Here is a 22,707-nt window from a genome sequence, read left to right as displayed (position 1 = left end):
GTTTTCTCCTTGGGATGTCAGGACAGCCAGCGGCTTTTGATCACGCGCCGACCGGGGTTGCGGGTTCCAGAAACAGCGAGGCCACCGCGTTGGGTGGCCTCGTTGATCGATTCGGTTGTGGTTTCAGGGGGTGGCGGACTGGCCATCCCCAGTTGTCGTTCCAGCTCCCGCCAGTGGCGCTCCTCGAAGCGATCCAGCCCTGCGCTGGACGCGGCGGCGCGGGCATAGACGTAGCAGTCGAGCGCCTCGTTGCGCTCACGCATCTTTTGCCACTCGCGTACCGGGAAGCCATTGCGGTCGCGGCGGGTGATCAGTTGCTCGGCGCAGAGCTGCTGGATGAACTCGGCGTCGATCTTCGGCAGGTGGACGAACCCCGCAGGAAACACCGTGGTCAGTCCGTCCTCGCCAACATCCGCGCTCTTGCGCAGGTTGTTGTAGAACTCCAACTTGGCGATGCCACCCGCCACCGAGTACACCTTGATGCCCCGGCGCAGCTTCTTGCCGCCCTGCGAAACATCGATGGCGGTCGGTGTGCCGATCAAGGCCGCGCCGCGCGCCACACCCTTGACCGCCATCACGCGCGGGTCGTGGCAGGCACGCACGAAGGCGTAGGCTTCCTGCGTGGCAAAGCCGGTGTCGAGCGCGAAACGCGCCAGTGGCATCGCCATGCCCGAGGCGTGCGTCCACTGTTCGGCCAGCACCGCGGCCAAGGCTTTCCACACTGTGTCGCGCGCCGTGTCGCCCATCAGCACGCGGTGTTCGATCAGCCACGATTCCTTGCCACGCCCGAAGGCCCAGACCGAGGCTTCAATGCGATCCTTCTGCACGTCCGCCGCGCCCACCAGCAGCAGGCCGCCCAGTGGCACACTGCCGATGCGATAGTCCTCGCGGCGCTCGACCAGCCGTTGCCAGTCGGGCGCTTCGCCTTCCTCGACCCAGGTCTCACCCAGTTCGGTGTTCTTGAAGGTCTTGATGGCGGCGGCCGATCCCGATTCCTTGTTGACGGCGGCTTCCCACGCGGCGGCAATGTTGCGCCACGCGCGCCACCCCACCGGGCTGTACAGCGACGACAGGTGAAAGCCCGCCGTCTTGACACCGCCATCCTGGGCCATCGCCCGCCACTCGCCGTGTTCCAGCATCCACGTCTTGTGGTGCTCGGCAATCGCGGTGTCACAGACCTCGCAGATGTAGGCCGCCGTTTCCGGCGCGCCCTTGTCCCAGCGTAACTGCTCGAAGCGCAGCCATTGCCGGTGCGAGCAATGCGGACACGGCACGAAGTAGCGACGCTGGTCGCTGGCCTCGTACTCGCGCTCGATGGCCGACGCACCCGAGATCGTCGGCGTCGATACGATGAATATCTTGCGCCGCGCGAAGGTGCGCGTGCGCGCCTCGGCCAGCGAGATCGCATCGCCTTCGCCTTCGACGTCCAGTGGGTAACCGTCGACTTCGTCGAGAAACAAATACCGCACCGGCATCGAGCGCAGGCCGACGGCGCTGTTCGCGCCGGTCATCACCAGCACGCCGCCCCGGAATTCCTTGGCCAGAATCGTGTTGCCCGAATCGCGCGAACGCGCCGGAGCGATCAGTTCCGCCAGCGCCGCCGACTCCTCGATCAGCGGGTCGATGCGCTGCTTGGAATTGCGCTTGGCCATTTCCACCGTCGGCCACACCGCCATCATCGGCCCTGGTGCGTGGTGGATGACGTAGCCGATCCAGTTGCTGCCCATCTCGGTCGCGCCGAGCTGCGCGGCCTTCATGAACACCACGCGCTCGACCGGCGAGGTCGGCGACAGGCAGTCCATGATGGCCTTCAGGTACGGCGTGCGGGCGGTACGCCAGCGGCCCGGTTCGGCAGACGCCTTGCTGGAAAGCATCCGGTGCCGATCCGACCATTCCGACACCGTCAGTAGCGGATCGGGCGTCAAGCCGTCGCGCCACGCGCGTTCGATCTCCTGTGCGCCTTCGTAATCGTCCATCGCCATCAATCCCAGATCAATCGACTCTGGGGCGCAGTTCGCCCAGTTCAATCAGGTGCTCACGCACGGCGGCCTCCAGCGCGACGTGCATCTGGTGCGCATCGACGCCGAGCGCAGAGGCCATCTGCCCGGAGATGCGCGCGGGCCAGTTGAGCCACGCATCGCGCTCGATGCGCGCCAGCTTGAAAACGTGTGCCACGGCCTGCGCCCGATCCACCAGTTCCTTCTTGCGGTGCGCCAGCTCCACCTTGTTGAGCTGGGCCTTGAGCACTTCGTTGACTGTGCGCGCTTGAAGCAGCGATGTGCCGCCCGCTGACAACGGCGGCGTACCCGGTTCGGGTGCCTCACGTTGCGGCGTTGCATCGGCAGTCGCGGGCGCGCGCCGGGGTTTCGGACTGCTGGCCTGCTCCTGCGCAGCGGCCCGGCGTGGCTGCAATGTGTTTTGTGCCCACTGCGCGTCCGCCGCATCCGGATCAAGCGTGCCGTCTGGCAGTGCGGTGATCCGCCCGGTGTCGATGGCCTTCTTCACGGCCACGTGCGACACGCCACGGTGGCGCGCGTAGGCGCGAATCGAGAGTCCCATCGTCACCTTCAATCATTTGTTCGTCGCTTCTGCGGATTGAGCTTGGCTTCCATCGGGAACAGCGCGTTCATCACGTCACGCCAACCACATCCTGAAAGGAACCCGCCATGAGCCAGATCGACACCATCCTCACCCTGATCGCCCAGAAGCATCTGGGCCTCGACACCCTGGAAACCCGCCACGCCGACAGCCTGGACTTCCACGACACGGCCGTCTGGTGCATCCGGGACGCGCTGGAAGCGGCCTTCAAGGCGGGCATCGAGGTCGGCATTTCTTTGCCCGAGCCCACGGAAGCAGAGATCGCCAAGGACTGATCGAGAAGCAACGAAGCCAAGCAGAAAGCACTTGGCTTCACTCCCGAACAGCGCGTTCATCACATCGTCATCAACCACCCCGAAGGAACAGCAAATGACCACCACCCAACTCACCCCGGCCCAGCACGCCATCCTCGCCAAAGCCATCAACACCAGCGGCGGTAAGATCGAATGGTTCCCCGACAACATCAAAGGCGGCGCGCGCAAGAAGGTGCTCGACGGCCTGTTCAATCGCGCCCTGATCACGCCCGATGGTGAGGGCTGGTGCGTCGCCGCCGAGGGCTACGACGCCTTGGGCATGAAGCGCCCGCACATCAACCCCTCGACATTCGAGGCCAAGCTCGACGCGATCATTGCCAACGCCGAAGCGGCGCAGGACGCGCCCGACGCCACCGCAGCACCGCAGACCACCGACGCCGAGTTGGAGGCCGACGTGGCCGCGTGTGAGGCCGTGTGGGCCAAGAACGCCGCAACGGCACAGGCCAAACCGCGCACCCGCGACAACAGCAAGCAGGCCGAAGTGATCCGGATGCTGCAACGCCCCGAGGGCGCAACCATCGGCCAGATCTGCACCGCCACCGGCTGGCAGGCGCACACGGTGCGCGGCACCTTCGCCGGAGCCTTCAAGAAAAAACTCGGCCTGACCATCACGTCGGACAAGCCCCAGGGCGGTGAACGGGTCTACCGCATCGCCTGAAAAAAGATGGCGAGAGAGGCCGGGAATAGCTTGGCTTCTCTCGCCACCAGCGCGTTCATGTGGGTGTCGCAAGCAACCACCCCGAGGAGAACACGCCATGAAATCCCACGCCGATTACGAGATCGAATACGCCACCCGCAGTGGCCACGATGCACTGGATAACGCCCGCGCCACGCTGGAGCGCGCACTGGCCGAACTTGATCGCTACATCACCCGATACGAGGACGCGGAGGACATCAAGGACAAAGCCAACGTGCTCAACTGGGCGCTTGGGCACCTTGCCACCTACGTCCCGAACAACGTGCGTCTGGACATCATCGCCACCGCGCAGGCAGAGCTGATGCGCGCCCCGCGCCACCCAATGAACGCCATCAAGCAGGAGGCCAGGAATAGCTTGGCTTCCTGCTTGAACAGCGCGTTCATGCTGGTGTCGTGATTGACGACGCCACATAAGGAAAACCGCCATGAGCACCATGATCATCACCATCGAGCGCAGCCCGCGCACCCTGCAGCTTGGCGACACCGTCCTGCAAGTCGAAGAGTTGAGCGCCCGCCTGCCATTCGCCCGCAAGCCTGCCGACCTAAGAGAATTGGGCAGAGGCGATCAGTGCAAGGTCTACGTCACCGAAACCAAGGAACTCACTGCCGCCGAATTTGACGCCTTCGCGCGCAGGCTGCTGGTGTCGCGCGACTGGCTTCGTGGCAAGGGCGGCGGAACCGGCGATGGCTTCCTCTGCGTCGAGGTCACAGCGCCCGGCCGCCCCTACCTGTACATCAACCCGGAGGGCGGTGATTACGCCCGCTACGTGGCCCGTCTCGGGTGATCAAAATTGATTGAGAAAGAAGCCAGGAACAGCTTGGCTTCTCCATCGGACAGCGCGTTACTACGGGTGTCGCAACGATCAACCCGAAGGAGAAACCACCATGACCAACACCAACATCCCCGCCACCCGCAACGAAGGTTGGGGCTTCTGGGGCACGATGGGCGGACACGCCTGCATCGCGTGGCCTCTGGCCATGACCGCCGTCACCGACGCCACGGGCGAAGACCTCGACACCGTCCGCGCCTTTCTCGACAGCCGCTTTGGCCGCCACTTCGCAGACGAAGTCCACAACGGCCTCTTTGAAGGCAAGAGCATGAAGGACGCCATCGACGCCGCCACCACCAAGTGGATGGGCTGGACGATTGGTCGCCAGACCAGCAAGGACTACGGCATCCCGCGCGGTCTGCCTTACCTCACGGGCTACGTGATCCACTGCGGCATCGTCGAAGAACAAGAAGCCGCCTGATGAAAACCCTCGCCGCCGAACGCGAACAGGCGCTGCGTTGGCTGATCGCCAACCGGCGTCCGGATGTCTCCATCGAACAGGCAGTGCGCGTGATGTGTGCCGCGCTGCCCCGCGATCTCGCCACGATGCAACTGCTGCGGCGCATCGCCGAGGAAGAAGAAGCCAAAGCACCTGCGCGCGGATTCAACTGGCGCACACCTCCTGGTCTGCCGCCTCGCGGATAGCCTGCTTGCCGGTGAATTCCTCCCACCGGCGCACGATCACATCCACGTACTTCGGATCGAGTTCGATCAGCCGCGCGATGCGGCCTGACTTCTCCGCTGCAATCAGCGTCGTGCCGGAACCGCCGAAGGGGTCGAGCACCACGTTCCCGGGGCGGCTGGAATTGCGGATGGCCCGCTCGACCAGTTCCACCGGCTTCATCGTCGGGTGCAGATCGTTCTTCTGCGGCTTTTTGATCGCCCACACGTCGCCCTGATCGCGGTCGCCGCACCAGTGGCGCGTCGCGCCCTCGGGCCATCCGTACAGGATCGGCTCGTACTGGCGCTGGTAGTCGGCGCGGCCCAGCGTGAAGGTGTTTTTTGCCCAGATGATGAAGGTCGACCACTTGCCACCGGCGGCGCGGAACGCGGCCTGCAGCACGTCGAGTTCGCTGGACGACATCGCCACGTAGATGCCACCGCTGCAATGCGCCACGGTGGGCGTCAGCGCCGCCAGCAGGAAGTCGTAGAAGCCATCGCCCAAGTTGTCGTTGAGGATCGCGCGATCCTTGCCGCGCATCTTGTCCTTGGCACTGTTGGCGTAGTTCACGTTGTATGGCGGGTCGGTGAAAACCATGTCCGCCGCGTCGCCCTGCATCAGCCGGTCGTAACCCTCGACGACGGTGGCGTCACCGCACAGCACCCGGTGCTTGCCCATGATCCAGATGTCGCCCGGGCGGGAAATCGGCGTCTCGCCAAGCTCCGGCACCGCATCCTCATCGGTCTGCCCCTCGTTGTCCGGCTCATCTCCCGCGATCAGTTCGGCCAGCGCGTCGGCATCGAAGCCGGTGATGTCCAGATCGAAGCCTTCAAGCTGCAAGGCTTCCAGTTCGATACGCAGCATCGCGTCGTCCCAGCCTGCGTTCTCGGCGATGCGGTTGTCCGCGATGACCAGTGCGCGACGCTGCGTCGGTGTCAGGTGGTCGAGCACGACCACCGGCACGATCTCCAGCCCGAGCTTCTGGGCGGCGGCGAGCCGACCGTGGCCAGCCACGATGATGCCGTCACTGCCCGCGAGGATCGGATTGGTGAATCCGAACTCGGCGATGCTGGCAGCGATCTGCGCCACCTGATCATCCGAGTGCGTCCGCGCGTTGCGGGCATAGGGCAGCAGCTTCGCGGTCGGCCACTGTTCGATCTTGTCGGCGAACCAGCTCATGCCGCCACCTCGGCATCAACAGTGCTGGTGCGCTCGGCGACGACCTGCTCGAAGGATTGGCCGGTGGCGACCAGCGTGATCGGCACACCGGGATGGTTCTGCTGGAAGCGCTTGAGGGCGACGTCCACGTACTCCGGTGCGATCTCGATGCTGCGGCAGATGCGGCCCGTGCGTTCCGCAGCCAGCATCGTCGTGCCGCTGCCGCCGAAGGGTTCAAACACGAGGTCGCCCGCGTCGGTGTAGGCCTCGATCACGAACTCCGGCAGCGCCACCGGGAATACGGCAGGATGGTCGATGTCCTGACCGATCTTGCCCTTGTGGCGCATCACGCGGATCACGCTGTCGGGAATTCGGGTGTCTTGCGTGGGCTGGCCCTTGTGCGTCCAGCCGCCGACTTCTCCGTCCTTGCCGCGCATCGCCGTGGACGAGCCATCGGCGCGCAGGTGCGATTCCTGGCCGGCGTGCTTGCAGGGAACGATCTTGTTGGGCTTGCGGCTCTCGCGATTGAAGTGAAAAACGAACTCGAAGCTCGGAGCCAGTCGGCCCTGCCAGTCGCCGGGCATCCCCGGCCCCTGATCCCAGACGTACCACGCGAAGCGCCGCCAGCCCTGCTGGCGCATCCAGCCGAGCCACGCATCCCAATACGGGATCACCTCGTTGTCGCGGTGGATCAGGCCAAGGTTGACCAGCGCCTGGCCGTCGTCCGCCATCGGCAGGTGCTCGAACACGCCGCGCATCAGGCCATCCCAATCGGTGATGCCGCCCGAGGTGTAGTCGCGCTGGTTGCCGTAGGGTGGCGAGGTGAAGCACAGCCGCGCGGTATCACCGCCCATCAGCGCGGAGACCACGGCCCGGTCGGTCGCATCGCCACAGATCAGACGGTGCTGGCCGATGGCCCAGACATCGCCGGGGCGGGACACCGCCACGACGGGTGCATCCGGCACATCGTCCGCAGCGTCCGGCTCGTCAGCGTCTGGTTCCGCCTCGGTATCAGGATCGGCGTCAAGCACATCACCGGCGAGCAGTGCCTCGATCTCGGCATCCTCGAAGCCGGTCAGCGCAAGGTCGTACCCGGCCTCGGACAGGTCGGCCAGTTCCAGCGCCAGCATCTCCTCGTCCCAACCGGCATCGAGCGCCAGCCGGTTGTCGGCGATCACCAGCGCCCGTTTCTGCGCGACGCTCAGGTGCGCCAGTTCGATCACAGGCACTTGATCCAGCTCCAGCTTGCGAGCAGCGGCCAGACGCCCGTGCCCGGCGATGATGCCGTTGTCGCCATCGACCAGGATCGGGTTCGTCCAGCCGTACTCGACGATGCTGGCCGCGATCTTGGCGATCTGGCCTTCGGCGTGCGTGCGCGGATTGCGGGCGTAGGGAATCAGCGCCTCGACCTTGCGGTACTCGACGTTGAGCGTGTTCAAAGTGGAAATCCCAAAAGCAAAACCCGCCGAGCGTTGCCACCGGGCGGGTTGGGTGAATGATGAATCTGGAGAGGTGGTAACCGTGCCCTGGGGTGGTAACCCGAGCCGGTAACCTGCCGACTGGTAACCTTGTCCGCGCCCTGACGCTAAAAAAGCGTCGCGCTCGCGCCCCCCGCATGGGTTATTAGCCAGGAAGGGCCCATTGATTCATGGCCCGCGTCCTTTACCGTCACCGCTGTCCAGACGATAGATGAATACTACGCATGATTCGGCGGATTTGTTGCAGGGGCAAAAACCGCTGATGCACGCGCAACCACGCACATCACCGAGCACGCACGCCAAATCACGCCAAATCACTACGCGACGACGACACCGTTGAGCTGATCGGCGACCGTCTGCAAGGCGCGCTGCCAGCGCCGCCACGCCGTCGTCCGGTCGCAGGCAAAGCGGATGGTGATATCACGCCAGCCGTAGCGCTTGGCGCGCATCCACACCAGATGGCGCTGCTCGACCTCCAGCCACTGCACCCACTTCATCGTCTCCAGCATCCGGTCGATGGCGTCCGGTGCGGGCGGGAATGGGCGGTAGACCTTCTCTTCGGCAGCGAACGTCTCCCACTCCCGGCGCACGATGGCAGGCCAGCAGTTGAAGTAGCCCTGCACACGCACGGGTGGCAGGCGTCGTCCGGTACTGGCGGCTTCCTCGAAGCGTGCCGCCACGTCATCAATCGTCCAGGTGGCGTGACGGTCAACCATGACGCCGCCCTCCTGCCCCGTAGAGGCGCTCGCCGATCTGGCGTACCAGTTCGCGCTCCATCCAGTCGAGTCGTTCATCGTCGGGCGACACGACCAGGATGTGCTGGTCGCGCCAGCCGCGTTGCTTGATGGCGTCCACATCCTGGACATCAGGCTGGAGCCGTCCGAGCGGGCAGCGGTATTGAGGTGTCGGAATCTTCATCTCACACCTCCCGTTCCAGTGCATGCTGCTCGATAGCCCAGTGCAGCAGTGCCAGCGCATCGGCTTCGTTGTCATCGACCGGGGCGTGGCCACGTGCGGTGACGGATGCGATCACATCCCCTTTGCCCGCGTTGCCCTTGCCGGTAGCGTGCTTCTTGATCGTGCCAACCGGCACGCCTTGATACGGAATCTGGTGGTGCTCGCACCACGCGGTGAGCGTGGCGAGGAATCCGCCGTAGGCGTGTGCCGCGTCGGTCGAGACGTGGCGGCGCACTTCCTCGAAGTGCAGCGCGTCGATGCCGTCGCAGGACTGCTTGATCTCGGTGAGCCAGCGCTTGAAGCGCAGAAAGCGCATGCCGCCGCCTTCAAATCGCTGTGGCCGGAAGCTCTCGGAGCCGCTGGTGATGTGGCCATCGCTGCCGCGTAGCGCCCAGCCGGTGGTGGTGCCCAGATCGAGGGCAAGAATGGTGGTGGTCATGGTGTCAGTCCTCGTTTTTGGCGAGCCTGACGGATCGGACGGGTCGTATCGAAAGTCTCCATGAGGCGCGCGCGCACGCGCACGTGTAGGAGTTACGACGTAGTCCGTCCGATCCGTCAGACGCGGTTGTTTCAGTCATCGGCGTAGGGGGTGTAGGCTGGTGCTGGCGGGTACTTGAGGCCAATGCCCTGAAACCCGCGCAAGCCCATGCCGTTGCGCCATTTGTCCAAGCCCCGGTTGAGCAGCAGGTCGGCAAAGCGCTTCTGCGAACCGGTGAATTCACCCGCTGCCTCGGCCCACACCTTCCAGTCGGAGAACAGTTCGGCAGTCAGCGACTTGGCGTTGGCGGTACGCACGCAGCGCTCGTCGAGCCAGCGACCCAGCGCGTCCTCGGCCTCGAAATACTCCTCGGTGGCGTCCACCACCCGTTGCGGCGGATCGAGCCGACCGTGACGCTGCCAGTTCAAACATCCCTGCACGGCCCACGCGAGGATGCCGTCGCGTTCGGCGAGCAGCTTGTGCTGCAGGTTCTTGTCGCGGCGCTCGGGTGGCACGGTGATCGTGAATGGGATCAGGTGCAGACGCCGCTTCATCGCCTCGTCGATGTTGCGGATAGCGGGCTTGTGGTTGCCCGCCACGAACAACTTGAACTGCGGGAAGAACTCGAAGAAGTCCTGGCGCATGAAGCGCGCGGCGATCTTGTCGCCACCGGTCAGGTTCTTGAGCTTGGACTCGGCCCAGCGCTTGCCCTGTTCGGTTTCGATGGCCGCGACGAAGCGCGCGCCGCGCAGGCCCGCCATGTCCGTCGGGTGGCGGTCGGTGCGCGTTTCCATGAAAGTGTCCATCGGCGCGTTGGTCGCGTAGTCACCGAGGATGGTGGCCAGCGTGTTCACGAACACCGACTTGCCGTTCGCGCCCGTGCCGTACAGGAAGAACAGTGCGTGCTCCTGCGTCGAGCCGGTCAGCGCGTAGCCGACCATCCGTTGCAGATAAGCCTGAAGTTCCTTGTCGCCGCCGGTGACCTCGTCGATGAACTGCTTCCACGTCGGGCAATCGCCGCTGGGCGTGGCCGTGGTGATCTTGGTCATCCGGTCGGCACGCTCGTGCGGGCGCATCCGGCCTGTCTTGAGATCAACCACGCCACCGGGGGTGTTGAGCAGCCACGGATCGGCGTCCCACTCGTCGGTGGTGGCCGCGTGCCTGCGGTCGGCGCGCGCCAACCGTTCCACGCCACCGACCGTGCTGGCGCTGGCGAGCTTCGCGGCGACTTTGGGGTTGTCGGCGCGCACGGCGGTCTGGCGACAGACGCTGCGGATCAGATCGGTAGCGGCGAGCGTTTCCTCGGTGCGCCAGCGTTGCCCGTCCCACACCAGCCAGCGGCCCCAGGCTGCCACGTAGCGCCAGTCGCGGTGATAGCGGCGGGTGAAAGACAGCGCCAGCGCATCCTCGGTGCCCCAAACGGATTCGTCGCTGCTGACCACCGGATCGATGTCGTCAGCAACGTCGTGCATCTGCAGGCGTGGGCCGTGGGTGAGGAAGGTGGCGACATCGAAACCCTCGGCGATGGCGTCGGCCGCATCCCAGCCCTCAGCAGCTTCCTCGGGCGGATACAGGATGTGGCATGACTTCGCGCCCGCCGACAGAATGGCCTGCGCCGCCAGCGTCGCGTACTCCCAGCCCGGCTTGTCGCGGTCGGGCCAGATCAGCACGGCCTTGCCGGACAGCGGCGACCAGTCGGTTTTGTCCACCGGGGCATTCGCGCCGTGCATCGCCGTGGTGGCGACGATGCCCACGTCGATCAATGCCTGCGCGCATTTCTCGCCTTCGACCAGCACCGCCTGCGCGGCGCTGGCCATCCCCGGCTGGTTGTAGAGCGGGCGCGGGTCGGGCGGTGTCATCTTGCGGCGCTTGGCGTCCCAAGGGCGGAACTGCTTCTTCTGCCCCGGTGGGTCGTAGCGGTAGACGACGGCGATCAGATGGCCTGCCTCGTCGAGGTAGTCCCACTTGGCGGTGGCGGGGCCGAGTTCGTCGACGGGTGCATCCTTCTTGCTGGCCTTGCGCACAGGCTTTTCTCTGGCACGACCGAGCAGATCGGCGGCTGCGTCGAGCACGCGCGGGAAATCGTGCAGCACGCCGATGCCGAGGTGTGCGGCGATCAGCGCGAAGATGTCGCCACCGTCGCCCGTGGCACGATCCGTCCACAGGCCCGCTTTCTCGCCATCGAGCACGATCTCCAGGCTGTCGCCCGGGCTGCCGAGCACGTCGCCAATGAGGAACTTGCCACCACGCTTGCGGCCTGCCGGGAGCAACGCGGCCAGAACGGATTCCACCCGCGCCAGCAGTTCAGCGCGAATCGCTTCGCGTTCGGCGTCGAGATCACGAGGAACAGGAGGCGGTGTGTCGTTGAAATCAAGCATCCGCAGACTCCCCGCCGGAGGGCTGCTGCGCGACGATCCACGCTTCCAGTTCGTTGGGCTTGAAGCGAACGAGCTTGCCGACGCGGTAATGCGGAATGCGGCGCTGCTGGCGTTCCTTGGCTTGGGAGAACCAGTAGGTCGGCAGGTTGAACATCAGCGCCGCTTGGCGCGAGTCGATCAGTTGTTCGCCAAGCAACTGGCTCATTGGAGAATGGCTCATGCTGTTTTCCTCCAGCAGCGTTCTTGCCACGCACACATGCGGCATTCGAAGTGAGTGGGGTCTTGAAAGCTGCGCGGCAGCAGTTCACCGGCCTCGGTCGCGGAGATGACCTTCACCGCCCGATCCGTCATCCGCTGTGCCAGCGCGCCATCGAAGGGCACCAGCTCGACGTAGATGTCCATCGAGTCGGCGTTGATCGCGGTGAACAGCGCCGGGTGCTCGTGCAGTTGCAGGTGGGCCTGATAGAGCGCCACCTGCGCGGCGTACACCGGCTTGGCGACAGCGAGGCCTTTGGCTTCCAGTTCACGCCACGATTTCGCGCCGAGGCACTTGTTTTCCCACAGCGCGGGATAGCCAAAGCCGTCAGGCCCGCCGACGATCACGCCATCGACGTGACCGCGCAGGCGACCGTGCGCGTCGGAGAAGCCGAACTGACCGCCGTCGGGTTTCTGCGTGCGCAGATCGAAACCCGCGTCGCACAGCCACGCCACCATGCAGTCCTCCATGACATGGCCACGCTCGAAGATGCGCAGCATCCGGCCTTGGGTGTCGCGCCCGTGGTCGACCGGCGCTTTGGCGTACTCGAACTGCAGCGCACGCTCGCAGGCCACGCCCAGACGCGACGCGCCGAGATAGTCGCGTGCGGCCTGCTGCCCACGAACGTGCTGCATGCCGATGTGGATCAGCGTCGTGACACGATCAGATAGGCTTGAAGATGAATTGAAATCCAGCATCGCTGCCTCCTCAGAATGGAATGTCATCGTTGAAATCCGCGAACGGATTCGCCGCATCGGGAGCCAACGGGTCGGGTGTTGGCGGCATGCCGCGCACGGGTGGGAACTTGGTTTTTTCGTGGTGCGCGACCATCGCCTCCGACCAGCAGGTGACGATGGCGTCGATAACGCGCAGCGCTTCCGCTTCGGAGTAGTCGCCGAGCGGTTTGCCGAAGCCGATCTCGCCCGCCGCCTCTCCGAAGGCCTTAAGGCACTGGCGCATCGCGGCCAGTTCGACATTAGACGGATCGATCATGGCGACCTCCGTCCGGTCGATGCGACCGTCCTTGGCGCGCTGCCAGTTGCCGTACAGCGCGTGAAACGCGTCCTGACAGCGGCGCGAGCAGAACACCCAGTCGAGTACGTAGCGACGCGGATCGGCGGTCTTGAAGCGACCATCCGTGTGGCCGTAGCCGCGTGCCTGTCGTTTGCAGACCCAGCATTTCATCGGCCTCCCTCACTGCGCCCACGACGGTTTTCCCGTCACGGGTGCGCGTTGCGCAGCCGGTGCCTGATACGTAGATGCGGGCGCTGCCTGCGCCGGAGCGCCGGACGTGCCGCCGCCCGAGGTCTTGGGCGGCACACCCATCAACGGGGCGTAGTCGGGGTGATCGGGTTCGACCGCGACCTTGACCACGTTGCGATCCTGGCCCTTACCGTCCTTCTCGATGTCGACGCGGGCGAGGAACTCGATGCCATCCAGCTCATGAAAGCCCTGGATGCGGCGCGCGGCGGCGGCCTGCGGGGAGTTGTCCTGCGGGTGGACATTGCGGGCGCTGTTGAGCGCGGCGCGGATGAAGCTGCGCCCCATCTGGCCCCAGGTCGGGCCCTTCTTGGAGTGCAAGCCGATGTTCGACCACATCTTGCGTTTGGCGTGGTCGCCCGCAGTGACCACGAACTCGGCAGCGAGGTAGATGGAGCCAGTCTCGAAGGACTCGGTGGCATAGCCGCCGCTCCAGCCTTGCGAGGAATCGTCATAGCCACCGGGCTTGATGGTCATGCGCACCGGGACAGTGGTGCCCTTGGGGATCAGATCAAAGCCGGGCTGTTGGGGGTCAGCATCCTGAAAATCGAAATAGTTGGACGACATGGCGATTACTCCTTGGATTCGGTGGTGTTCGGGGTGGCGGCGCTGGTGGGCATGACGGATGTGCCCGCGCACTTGGCGATCAGCGCGCCGAGATGCGGCGGCTCCAGCAGGTCAAGGCGACCGCTGCGGTCTTTGGCCGGGAAGCCGTAGGGATTGAGCGTTTGGGTAACGAAGGCGCGGTAGGCGCTACCGTCCTCGGCCTTGATCTCGGCCAGCGTCACGACCTCATCGACGATGCCGGGCAGCTCCAAGCTGGTCTTGCTGCCTTCGATCTGCGGCACGAACACCTTGCGGTTGTAGTCATCGAGGCGTTCGTCGAGGATCGCCACGAACACCACGTTCTTGCCGCGTGCGTGCTGCAGGTGGGTCAATGCGCTGATCATTTCCTGCCCGAGCAGACCGTAGGCCGCACGCAGATCGGGCTTGCCGGAACGGTCACTGACGGCACCCGGCTGCGTCTTGCACCACGCGAAGCACTGGCGCGACAGCTGCGTGATCGAGTCGAGGAAGAAGGTCTGGTAGCGGCCCAGTTGCGCCGGGTCACCGAACTTCTCGATGACGTGGTCGTAGTGCGCCTGCGAGAACGCGGCCTCCGGCGGCAGCGACTTGTCCGGCCCCGCGAGGAACACGAAGAAGTCGCGGCTCTCCGGCCACGATGCCGGACGGATGGTGTCGCCCGGCCAGTCGGCCACGGCCAGATCACCGGCTTCGATGTCGAGGAACAGCGTGGTGGTGGGATCGAGGTCTTTGAGCCGGGAGGTCTTGCCGATGCCGGACTTGCCGAGCATCAGCAACTTCACTCCCTTGCGCTCGGCCATGCGCTGTTGCGCGGAGATGATGGGAAGGCTCATCACGCGGCCTCCTTCAGCTCGTCGGCGACGGCGGGATTCCAGAGAATCTGGTAGCCGCTGTGGCCATTGCGTGAGTACGGCATGGCCTCGGCCCAGGCTTCACCGGCCTCGGTCAGCTCCCATTCGTCGCGGTCGTTGCGGATCTGGAAGCCACTGGCCGCCAGCATCTGGTTTGTGGCCTTGGCCGAGCGGTTCAGCAGCTTGCCCAACTGCGTGGCGTTCAAGGCACAGATTGGCTCGTTGGCCGACGGCAGCGCGCGGCGCAGCACCTCGGTGGTGATGCCGGTGTTCTCCTGAATGCAGGTCAGGGTCGCCGCTGCCGCGATGCCCGGTTTCACGCCCGGCACCTTCGCCACGGCCTCGCCGATCAGCAGGATCGCGGACACGCGGTCGTGGGTCGGTGCAGGCAGGGTTGCCAGCGCGCCGGACGTGGAGTAGCTGCCGGTCTTGCGGATCGCGGGCAGCACCTCGCTGGTGACCCAGCGCTTGAAGCGCTTGGCGGCATCCTTGGTGCTGCCGAGGATCAGGGCGTAGAGACCCGACTCGTTGACGTGGTTGGCGCGCTGGGTGCGGCCGAGGTTGTCGATGGCGTCCAGTTTCTGGACATCATCGGCATCGACGTGGGATTCGAGGGCCTGACGCGAATTGCCGAACTCCAGGATGGAGCAGATATCGCTGGCGTTGAACCACGGCAGGCCAGCGCCATCGACCTGAACGCGCACGGCGTGCGCTTCAAACTGGAAAGGAATGATTGCGCTCATGATCAGCCCTCCCACGACACGTCGGCAATACGGTCGGCTCCACGGGCAGCACGCTTGCGCACCTCCGTGTGGAGTTCTTCCAGCGCGGTGCGACGGCGACCGAGCGCCAGCGATTCCGCATTGGCCGTCTGGATAGCGAAGGCCAGTTCATCCACCGTGGCGGCATCGAACGGGACAACGACATCCTGGCCGTCGGCGAGGCGATACCGGATTTCGTCGGGAAGGTGTTCGCCGTAGATGGATGGCAGTTGCTTACGCAGTGAAGCGATGAGATTGGTGCTCATAGTGATTACTCCGAATCGATGGAAAGGGTGAAAGACGGCTTGCCGGAATCCACGGTGCGGGCTGCGGCGAATTGCTGTTGCAGCGCCGGAGGCCAGTTCGTGTAGCGGGATTCGGAGACGGACAACTTGATGTCGAGGTAGCCCTCGACCTTCTCGCCGGATGCCACGATGCGTTCGGCGATTTCGGCCAGTTGCTGCTGGTTCCAGCTGACCTTCTTGGGCAGTTCGAACTTGATGTGCAGCGGGCCGTCGTCGAGATGAGCGGTGCCGAAGTCGCGGCCTGAATCGCGCAGCGCCGTGCGCGCCTGCTCGCCGTAGGCGGCGTCGAGTGCCGCGTCGAACTTGCTGCGCGCCTTCTTGAGCCAGTCGAGGGCTTCGTCGAGGTTCTTATCGATTTCGGCCTTCTGCGCGGCGGGCAGTGCGGCCAACTGGCTGACGGACATCGCGGCGATGTCGGCGGGAAAGAGGGTGATGTCGTTCATGGCATCGCTCCTCAAACCGCCGCGCGTTCGGACGTCGAGTCGTGGAGCGCGTCGCGCTCGAACTCGATGACCGCGTCGACGGGATAGCCGACGCGCTTGGACAGCTTCAGGTAGCGCGGGCCGCGACCTTCACTGCGCCAACGTTGCAGTGTCTTGGGGCTGACGCCCCACCGCTGGGCCAGTTCGTTTTCGTTGAGCACCCGGCGGTCGCCGGGTGAAAGGCTGTTGATCGCCTGCTGCGACGACCGGGGGATTCTGCTCGCTGATGTCTGCATGGAACGCTCCTGTTGCGTTGTTGAGGAACAGGTGTCATTCCAAATTTCGGGTGGCGAACCTTGAAGGGACGCAATGGCGAACTTTGCTGAAACTTCGGGTTCGCCAATCCGCGCGCGCAAACGAAAACGGCGAGCACATGGCTCGCCGTCATCGGGAATTCGGGTGGGTGGCGTCAGGCGTCAGTAAAGCCCAAGAACCGGCGCTGCTCTGCCCAGTCACGCGGCAGCAGTTCCGGACGACCGCGCAGCACATGCAGGTTCAGATGCCGGGGCTGGCGGCCTTCGACAATCGCTTCGACGATGTCCGGTGCAAGCATGGTCAGGCGCAGCACTTCGGATACCCAGCCCGGTTCCAGTTTCCGCGCGCGCGCCATATCTACCATCGTCGGGTACTCGCCGTCGTCGAGCAGCCGCTTCCAGTGGAACGCCTTGCCGAGCGTCTTGATCATCGGCGCATCCAAGCCGCCCACCGCGCCATAGGCATCGGGCGTGGGCGGGATCAGCAACTTGCGGTTCTGGCGGCGTTTGATGGTCAACGGCACCAGTGTCACGCGCTGGCCGCCGCTGACATAGTTGCGCGCATCGGCACCGACTTCGATTCGGACGGCGCGCTTGCGCGGGTTGTCGGTCGCTCCCGTCATGCCAGCGTCTCCTCAATCTGTTCCTCGACCAGCGGATGCCCGCCAATGTCGGGGCCGAGGCCAAGCCAGCCATCCTCGCGCCAGACGATGTCCAGTCCGTGGTCGTGCAATTGCACGCGCTCGACGAGCAGCCGCGTGATGCGTTGCTGCTCGGCGGGGAACAACTGCGCCCACACATCGCCGATGCGCTGCATGGCCACGACCACCTGCGCTTCGTCAAGCTGGCTGCCTGTAGGATGCTGCTGGCAGGATCGCCACACTGCGATCAGCATCTGCGGCGAAGACAGTACGGCATGGATTTGCGCCAGCACCGCGTTCTCGATTTCGGCGGCGGGCAGATGGCCGATATCGGCCACGCCGGGCGACAGGGTCGCGCCCGCGTTGCGCCGCTTGTGCAGGTAGGGAACGTAGTAGCGGTATTGCTTGCCGTTTTTCTTCTTGACAAAGGAATGCAGCATGCGTTGGCCATCAGGCGCGAACAGCAGTCCCGTCAGCAGCGCCGGATGTTTGGCTGCGTGCTCGCGCGGTGCCTGTTTGCGCCGTTCGATGAAAGCATGCGCCGCATTCCACAGGCTGGGTGTGACGATGGCTTCGTGCTGGCCTTCGTACCACTGGCCGTTGTTGGAGATCTCGCCGAGATAGATGCGGTTGCGCAGCAGCAGGAACAGGTACTGCTGGTCGATGGTGCGCCCCGGACGTTGCCGTCCGGCCTTCGTCAGCCACGCCTTCGTGGTGTGGCCTTCGATCTCCAATTCGCGCACCAACCGCGCGGCCGATCCATGCTCGCCGTAGCGCCGGAAGATGTCGCGCACCAGCGCCGCCTCACTTTCGTTGACGATGAGCTTGCGCTCGACGACATCGAAGCCCAAGGGCGGGACACCGCCCATCCACATGCCCTTGGCCTTGCTTGCCGCGATCTTGTCACGGATGCGCTCGCCGGTGACCTCGCGCTCGAACTGCGCGAAGGACAGCAGAATGTTGAGCGTCAGTCGCCCCATCGAAGTGGTGGTGTTGAACTGCTGCGTGACGGAGACGAAGGACACGCCGTTGCGGTCGAATACCTCGACCAGCTTGGCGAAGTCCGGCAGGCTGCGCGTCAAGCGGTCGATCTTGTAGACCACCACGGTGTCGATCTTTCCGGCTTCGATGTCGACCATGAGACGGCGCAATCCAGGGCGCTCCATGTTGCCGCCGGAGTAGCCGCCGTCGTCGTAGCCGTCGCCGATGGCAATCCAGCCTTCGTGCCGCTGGCTGGCGATGAAGGCGAGGCCTGCGTCGCGCTGGGCTTCGAGGCTGTTGTATTCCTGATCCAGCCCCTCGTCGGTGGACTTTCGGGTGTAGACGGCGCAGCGCTTCTTCGGCGTGACCGTCACTGGCGGATTGGTGCGCGGTGAACTCATGTCGTCACCTTCTTCGATGCGGGCTTTTTGAGGCCGAAGAACACAGGGCCCGACCAGTGGCTGCCGGTGATGTGGCCCGCAATCGAGGACAAGCTCTTGAAGCGTTGCCCGTGGTACTCGAAGTCGTTCGCGCCGCGCACCAGCACACGATGCTCAATGTCATCGTAGATGCGCGTCAGGATGGTGCCCGGTAACAGGCGCAGAGCATCGTTGCGCAACTGCTTCGGCAGGAGGCCGGTTTCGCCGATGTCCTCGAGCTTCTTGCGCAGCGAAGGTTTCAGGCCGCCGAAGGCGCGCTCCTGAATTTTGTAGGCCAGTCGAGTCTCCAGCCAGACGCGGTGATGATGAGCAGGCCGTTCATCGAAATGCTCATCCCACAGCTTCCAGAGATCGCCCATCGATAAATGGGGAAGTCCGGCGACGCGGGCGGCGACCGAGGTGATGGTGGGTTGTGCGTGTGCCGTCATGGACGAACTCCGTGTTTGTGATCGGGGTTCGCATTCACGCGCTGGTGGCCGCAGAAGCCAAGGCGAACGCGCTCGCTGTTTTCGATGGTGTTGCGTCCGGGGTGTGCGCGCAGGCGCAGCAACGCAGCGGCCAGCAGGTCGGCGATTTCCTGCTGCGGATGCCGAGGCTGGTCAGGCGACGGGGAAATGGAGATAGGTTCGAGTTCTGTCATGGCAGGCGTTCCGATGGAAAACACTGCTCATGCTAGGAACCGAAGGCGCTTCGCGTAACGTGATTTAGCGGGTGTGCGCGGGTTGACGTCAGTTCTGCTTGGCCCGATACCAAGCCGCACGCTGGCCGCCCACATCACGGTATCGAAGCTCAAACAGGCGCGACTCGTGTACGACCTGCCGCCAACTGCTGCAGCCGTACTTGGCGGGCAGATGTTCGGGGAGCCGTTCTGCGATCCAGCGTCCCGCCGAAGCGACCGGCGTCCAGCCGTCGATGGCCAGTTCGGCAGCTGCGTCCCGCAGTGCGCGCACAATCCCTGCGGAAGGCCAATCCACTGAGCCATCCGGAGCGATGCCGTGGATCACCAGATCGCGGAAGGCATCGGACTGGGCAAACTCTGCTGCCAGTCGCCGGGCCTGATCCATGTGTTCTGCCCAACCCCGCAGTTGTTCGAAGTGCTGATCAATGCGGCTGTAGGCTGCCGTCAGGGTGTCCTGCGCACAGCGGCATCCGTCCAAGCTCCACAGGTCGTGCTGGTCAATGAAGTGGTGCACCAGGTTGTTCCGTAGCAGCACCAGCTCCTTGAGATCGCTCTGCGTCCTGTCGTAGTCCTCGACAGACATGCGCAGGTTCATCTTGAATTTGAACGAAATGACGTCGTCGCGCTCATCTGACTCGGAAGTAGCCCCATCGCTCTCGTCGGTAGTGACATAGGAACCGAAGAGCGCACCCACCAAGGTGCCCAGTGTCTTGCTGGCAGCATCCGCGATGCGCTGCTCCTGATTCGACGCCAGCGGTAATCCAGTGGCAGAGATTTCGTGGTGGGCCACGATGGCCTTCATCAACTTTTCGTACTGCTGCAGACGCAGCAAGCAGCGGCCCAGAAATCGCTGAACCTCACGTTGCTGCGCTGTCAATGCATCATCGGCAGGCAATGTCGTCATGTCAGACCGCTCTTCATCGAACCGGGAACTGACCGCTGGATGCGAATCTGTCGGCGCAGTCTTCGGCATCTTCATCGTGCCACGACCGATCCCACGAACGCGGTTCGGCGCTTTCGAGCAGAAGCAGCGTGAGGACACGGTCACGCCCGGCGAAGGTGTGCTTGAGCTCGCGCAGCCTCATGTGCGGCGCTTCTTCCGGGCACCAGATCGCGGCGGACATCTCCGTACCGTCCCACTCCTGCGCGATGCTGGCGTCAGCGGCCAGCGTGCCCGGCATGGGTTCCACCGGCTCGCCGTTGCGCCGAATGCGCGCCCGCGTCCGTCTCGCGCTGCCGCTGCGCCACTCGTACTTCATGTAGCCGTTGTCCCAATACACGAGGATGGCGCGTTCCGTCGTGAACTTGATGTAGCGGATGCACAGCGCCTCCAGCGAGACGTTGAAACGCTCGGCGATGTCACCGAGGACGCGGAAGTCGATGCGCTGGTTGGAAATCCATGCGCGCAGCAGATCGCCAGGCATCAGCAAGTTGCTGGCGAAGTCGTCGGCTTCCCGCTCGATGTCGCGGAGCGTCTCGATGCCGGTGTGAACGCTCTGCTTGTCGCAGTTGAAGTTCTGCTGTTGACCGCGATGCAGAATGAAGTGACCCAGCTCGTGAGCGATGGTGAAGCGTTGGCGTTCCGGGCGCGATTTGCCGTTGTAAGCGATGCCCCACACCTCGTGGTCATTGGGGTCGCGCGCCAGCATCCCCTCGAAAGCATCGTCGTTGAACTGCACCGGCTGTTTGATCTCCCGAACGCCGCTGCCGTAGGGCGTGCTCGGCAGCATCTGCCGCACGATCTCGAGGTCGATGGCGTCGGGCATGCCTGTGCTGTACCACGCCCGCAGCCACTTGATGACGTGGCTGGCGGCAATCGAACCAGTGAGAGCTTGCGGCGTGCTCAATCGTCAGTCCCCGCCGTCGCTCTTATCGGGGAACATGATCTTGAGCGCCTGCCGGTAACGATCCTTCTCCTCATCGGCCATCCCGGCGTACTCACGGAAGAAGGCCACGTCCTCGGGGCTGGCCTCCGGTGCCTGCTGCATGGGCGTGCCCATCACGTCCTCCATCGTCACGCCGAGCACCTGAGCGATCTTCTGAATCCGCTCGGCGGAGGGACGCTGCCCGTCCTTCATCTCCAGTTCCCAGATGTAGGCCTTGGTGCAGCCGACCGCGTCGGCGACCTGTTGCAGCGTCAGATTCTTTGCCTCGCGCAAGCGCCGCAGGCGTGCCCCGAATGCCGAAGCCATCGATTCCTCCTGTCAGTGCGGTGTTCTCAACAAGCCCGAAAGTATAGCAACAAGATACCAGTTATCGCCAGATGTACCGCATTGATTGACAAGCGGGAATGCGGGGAACAGAATCGCGCTTGTATCTCGTGGCTTTACTTTCATGAGACTCATGTTCAGAAACCCTGTCGCTGGCCCGTGCAGCCCGATCCCCGGTCGCAGACCTCCGACGCCGATCCAGAAAGGACGAACAAGATGAAGAAAACCTTTGTCGACGTGATGCTCGAGCTGCCGGTGGATGCCACGCTGCGCGACTTCCTGACCTCACATGGCCTGCCCGTGCCGAACGGGTTCGCGTGGGACGATACGCCAGAGACCAGCCAGTTCCTGGTGGAGGCAATCAAGGTTTGGCCGGATGCTGATGCCCGTGACCGCATGGCAGCCAACCTCAATGCCAGCGTCCAGTTGGGTGATGCGGCAGGCAAGCAGGCGATGTTTGAGGCGGCCGTCGATGATGCGGCCGCCTTGTCCGGTCTGGCCTTGTGCTCCAGTGATCTGCACCGTTCGTTCTGGCTCTATGCTCACCACCCGGCGCTGTTCGAGCGCGCCTGCGATTTCGACCATTGGGAACACCACGGTTCACAAGCGCAACACTATGACATGGGGTTGAAGCGCAAGCCCATCGGTAGCGACACTGCGCTGGCCGGATTGCGCCACAGCATCTCGGCCTTTTACAAGCGCGAGCTGCAATGCGGGGACGGCAGCGTGGCCTATCTGGTGACGCGCACGCCCGGCATCCACTTGCTGATCGTTCACGTCAAGGATTCGGCCATGTTGCGGCTGGAGTTCGAAGGCGTGACGCTGACGCGCCGCATCGGCAATCCCAACATCCCGCTGGCGCTGGAATATTCCGAGACCACCGGCGTCGTGCGCGCGCTGGTGCGTGGTGGGGCGAAGTACCAGCAGATGCTGATCGATGCCTTCGCCGAGCATGTGCTGGGTGTCAAAGCCCATGCCCAGAAAATCAAACCGCCGACCCTGGATTTGTCGATGTTGCGCACCGGCTTCGACGTGCCGGAGGTGTTCGAGGATGGGTTTTCGCTGGTGCAACTCAAGGCGCTCACTCTCCTCAGCCCGGGCGGTGATCTGAAAATCGAGTGCACCGCGATGCAGGCCAGTCAGCAGCGTTCGGTGCATGAGTTGCTGAAGGAACAACTGCCCGGCCCGTTGGAAGGCAACTGGGCGGTGACGGCGGCGCAGGTCAATCTGTACTACCCGCCAGAGCCAGGACGCACACGGCCCAAGGTGGTCAGCATCGAAGTGACCAGCAAAGGGCGGCTGAACCTCAACAAATTCGACGCCAAGATGCAGGCGCAACTGGAAGGCTATCTGGTCGCGGTCGGCATCTTGCAGAAGGGCCAAACCCTGAGCGCGCACGAAATGCCGCCGGAAACGGATGCCGTTGGTTCAACCCCAGTGATCGAGGACTGAC

31 protein-coding genes are annotated in these 22,707 nt (G+C 64.2%); 7 read left to right on the top strand and 24 right to left on the bottom strand.

Annotated elements, in window-relative coordinates; genetic code table 11:
* Positions 1-17: 17 nt before the first annotated feature.
* Positions 18-1,982, bottom strand: a complete 1,965-nt coding sequence (locus tag BKE09_RS16665; protein WP_170871755.1) for a phage terminase large subunit family protein — start codon at positions 1,980-1,982, stop codon at positions 18-20.
* A 10-nt stretch (positions 1,983-1,992) separates the two neighbouring features.
* Positions 1,993-2,559 (bottom strand): hypothetical protein, encoded by a 567-nt coding sequence (locus BKE09_RS16660; RefSeq protein ID WP_034022760.1) that lies wholly within the window; start codon positions 2,557-2,559, stop codon positions 1,993-1,995.
* 107 nt (positions 2,560-2,666) lie between these two features.
* Here BKE09_RS16660 and BKE09_RS16655 point away from each other — a divergent pair, with 107 nt between their 5' ends.
* The 6 genes from BKE09_RS16655 (at position 2,667) to BKE09_RS16630 (ending at position 5,084) form a co-directional block, all read left to right on the top strand.
* Entirely contained in the window at positions 2,667-2,873 is a 207-nt protein-coding gene (locus tag BKE09_RS16655; protein WP_034022761.1) for a hypothetical protein, read from the top strand.
* A 94-nt stretch (positions 2,874-2,967) separates the two neighbouring features.
* Positions 2,968-3,570, top strand: a complete 603-nt coding sequence (locus BKE09_RS16650; RefSeq protein WP_034022762.1) for a DUF3489 domain-containing protein — start codon at positions 2,968-2,970, stop codon at positions 3,568-3,570.
* Positions 3,571-3,667: 97 nt separating this feature from the next.
* Complete coding sequence (locus BKE09_RS16645; protein WP_065426590.1) at positions 3,668-4,006, top strand: hypothetical protein; 339 nt, start codon at positions 3,668-3,670, stop codon at positions 4,004-4,006.
* Positions 4,007-4,034: 28 nt separating this feature from the next.
* Entirely contained in the window at positions 4,035-4,394 is a 360-nt protein-coding gene (locus BKE09_RS16640; RefSeq protein ID WP_034022764.1) for a hypothetical protein, read from the top strand.
* Positions 4,395-4,494: 100 nt separating this feature from the next.
* The gene (locus BKE09_RS16635) at positions 4,495-4,860 is read left to right on the top strand and encodes a hypothetical protein (RefSeq protein WP_034022766.1); all 366 of its coding nucleotides are present in this window, start codon (positions 4,495-4,497) and stop codon (positions 4,858-4,860) included.
* Complete coding sequence (locus tag BKE09_RS16630; protein WP_034022768.1) at positions 4,860-5,084, top strand: hypothetical protein; 225 nt, start codon at positions 4,860-4,862, stop codon at positions 5,082-5,084. Before BKE09_RS16635 ends, BKE09_RS16630 begins: the two co-directional genes overlap by 1 nt.
* Here the strand turns inward: BKE09_RS16630 and BKE09_RS16625 are convergent.
* The 22 genes from BKE09_RS16625 to BKE09_RS16520 form a co-directional block, all read right to left on the bottom strand.
* Positions 5,044-6,279, bottom strand: a complete 1,236-nt coding sequence (locus tag BKE09_RS16625; protein ID WP_034022770.1) for a site-specific DNA-methyltransferase — start codon at positions 6,277-6,279, stop codon at positions 5,044-5,046. The two genes, BKE09_RS16630 and BKE09_RS16625, sit on opposite strands and share 41 nt — an antisense overlap.
* The gene (locus BKE09_RS16620) at positions 6,276-7,697 is read right to left on the bottom strand and encodes a site-specific DNA-methyltransferase (protein WP_034022772.1); all 1,422 of its coding nucleotides are present in this window, start codon (positions 7,695-7,697) and stop codon (positions 6,276-6,278) included. The genes BKE09_RS16625 and BKE09_RS16620 overlap by 4 nt, the downstream gene beginning before the upstream one ends.
* Positions 7,698-8,053: 356 nt before the next feature.
* Positions 8,054-8,452, bottom strand: a complete 399-nt coding sequence (locus BKE09_RS16615) for a DUF6362 family protein (protein WP_034022774.1) — start codon at positions 8,450-8,452, stop codon at positions 8,054-8,056.
* Entirely contained in the window at positions 8,445-8,654 is a 210-nt protein-coding gene (locus tag BKE09_RS16610) for a hypothetical protein (protein ID WP_034022775.1), read from the bottom strand. The genes BKE09_RS16615 and BKE09_RS16610 overlap by 8 nt, the downstream gene beginning before the upstream one ends.
* Before the next feature lies 1 nt (position 8,655).
* A complete protein-coding gene (locus BKE09_RS16605; protein WP_031688306.1) occupies positions 8,656-9,132 on the bottom strand; it encodes a hypothetical protein in 477 nt (158 codons plus the stop codon).
* Between the two features lie 131 nt (positions 9,133-9,263).
* Positions 9,264-11,549 carry a phage/plasmid primase, P4 family gene (locus tag BKE09_RS16600; protein WP_034022778.1) on the bottom strand — a complete coding sequence of 762 codons (2,286 nt, stop codon included), beginning with the start codon at positions 11,547-11,549 and terminating at the stop codon, positions 9,264-9,266.
* On the bottom strand, positions 11,542-11,769 hold the full coding sequence (locus tag BKE09_RS16595) for a helix-turn-helix domain-containing protein (RefSeq protein WP_034022779.1): 228 nt from the start codon (positions 11,767-11,769) through the stop codon (positions 11,542-11,544). The genes BKE09_RS16600 and BKE09_RS16595 overlap by 8 nt, the downstream gene beginning before the upstream one ends.
* The gene (locus BKE09_RS16590) at positions 11,766-12,503 is read right to left on the bottom strand and encodes an isoleucyl-tRNA synthetase (protein ID WP_034067946.1); all 738 of its coding nucleotides are present in this window, start codon (positions 12,501-12,503) and stop codon (positions 11,766-11,768) included. Before BKE09_RS16590 ends, BKE09_RS16595 begins: the two co-directional genes overlap by 4 nt.
* A 10-nt stretch (positions 12,504-12,513) precedes the next feature.
* Positions 12,514-12,990, bottom strand: coding sequence for a DUF6511 domain-containing protein (locus BKE09_RS16585; protein WP_075676480.1), 477 nt, complete (start codon positions 12,988-12,990; stop codon positions 12,514-12,516).
* A 9-nt stretch (positions 12,991-12,999) separates the two neighbouring features.
* On the bottom strand, positions 13,000-13,632 hold the full coding sequence (locus BKE09_RS16580) for a hypothetical protein (protein WP_034022783.1): 633 nt from the start codon (positions 13,630-13,632) through the stop codon (positions 13,000-13,002).
* 5 nt (positions 13,633-13,637) lie between these two features.
* The gene (locus BKE09_RS16575) at positions 13,638-14,483 is read right to left on the bottom strand and encodes an ATP-binding protein (RefSeq protein ID WP_034022786.1); all 846 of its coding nucleotides are present in this window, start codon (positions 14,481-14,483) and stop codon (positions 13,638-13,640) included.
* Positions 14,483-15,244 (bottom strand): Bro-N domain-containing protein, encoded by a 762-nt coding sequence (locus tag BKE09_RS16570; protein WP_034067943.1) that lies wholly within the window; start codon positions 15,242-15,244, stop codon positions 14,483-14,485. Before BKE09_RS16570 ends, BKE09_RS16575 begins: the two co-directional genes overlap by 1 nt.
* Before the next feature lie 2 nt (positions 15,245-15,246).
* On the bottom strand, positions 15,247-15,528 hold the full coding sequence (locus BKE09_RS16565; protein ID WP_034022791.1) for a hypothetical protein: 282 nt from the start codon (positions 15,526-15,528) through the stop codon (positions 15,247-15,249).
* A gap of 5 nt (positions 15,529-15,533) precedes the next feature.
* Entirely contained in the window at positions 15,534-16,010 is a 477-nt protein-coding gene (locus BKE09_RS16560; RefSeq protein WP_034022794.1) for a hypothetical protein, read from the bottom strand.
* 11 nt (positions 16,011-16,021) lie between these two features.
* Positions 16,022-16,285, bottom strand: coding sequence for a helix-turn-helix domain-containing protein (locus BKE09_RS16555; RefSeq protein ID WP_075676478.1), 264 nt, complete (start codon positions 16,283-16,285; stop codon positions 16,022-16,024).
* 173 nt (positions 16,286-16,458) lie between these two features.
* On the bottom strand, positions 16,459-16,926 hold the full coding sequence (locus BKE09_RS16550) for a hypothetical protein (protein WP_049244394.1): 468 nt from the start codon (positions 16,924-16,926) through the stop codon (positions 16,459-16,461).
* Complete coding sequence (locus BKE09_RS16545) at positions 16,923-18,326, bottom strand: recombinase family protein (RefSeq protein ID WP_046432152.1); 1,404 nt, start codon at positions 18,324-18,326, stop codon at positions 16,923-16,925. Before BKE09_RS16545 ends, BKE09_RS16550 begins: the two co-directional genes overlap by 4 nt.
* Positions 18,323-18,793 (bottom strand): DUF2924 domain-containing protein, encoded by a 471-nt coding sequence (locus BKE09_RS16540; RefSeq protein ID WP_034022798.1) that lies wholly within the window; start codon positions 18,791-18,793, stop codon positions 18,323-18,325. Before BKE09_RS16540 ends, BKE09_RS16545 begins: the two co-directional genes overlap by 4 nt.
* Positions 18,790-19,005 carry a hypothetical protein gene (locus BKE09_RS16535; protein WP_034022801.1) on the bottom strand — a complete coding sequence of 72 codons (216 nt, stop codon included), beginning with the start codon at positions 19,003-19,005 and terminating at the stop codon, positions 18,790-18,792. Before BKE09_RS16535 ends, BKE09_RS16540 begins: the two co-directional genes overlap by 4 nt.
* An 88-nt stretch (positions 19,006-19,093) precedes the next feature.
* On the bottom strand, positions 19,094-20,023 hold the full coding sequence (locus BKE09_RS16530) for an OST-HTH/LOTUS domain-containing protein (RefSeq protein WP_240502921.1): 930 nt from the start codon (positions 20,021-20,023) through the stop codon (positions 19,094-19,096).
* A complete protein-coding gene (locus BKE09_RS16525) occupies positions 19,962-20,810 on the bottom strand; it encodes an ImmA/IrrE family metallo-endopeptidase (RefSeq protein WP_034022803.1) in 849 nt (282 codons plus the stop codon). Before BKE09_RS16525 ends, BKE09_RS16530 begins: the two co-directional genes overlap by 62 nt.
* Before the next feature lie 84 nt (positions 20,811-20,894).
* Entirely contained in the window at positions 20,895-21,236 is a 342-nt protein-coding gene (locus BKE09_RS16520; protein WP_034022805.1) for a helix-turn-helix transcriptional regulator, read from the bottom strand.
* A gap of 234 nt (positions 21,237-21,470) precedes the next feature.
* On the opposite strand from BKE09_RS16520, the gene BKE09_RS16515 reads away from it, so the two are divergent.
* On the top strand, positions 21,471-22,706 hold the full coding sequence (locus tag BKE09_RS16515; protein WP_034022807.1) for a hypothetical protein: 1,236 nt from the start codon (positions 21,471-21,473) through the stop codon (positions 22,704-22,706).
* Position 22,707 lies beyond the last annotated feature (1 nt).

The organism is Stenotrophomonas sp. TD3, assembly GCF_001939825.1.
In the GTDB taxonomy this organism is placed as follows: Bacteria; Pseudomonadota; Gammaproteobacteria; order Xanthomonadales; family Xanthomonadaceae; genus Stenotrophomonas.
Note: the sequence above shows the minus strand (reverse complement) of the source record. Positions and strands in the feature narration are given on the sequence as shown.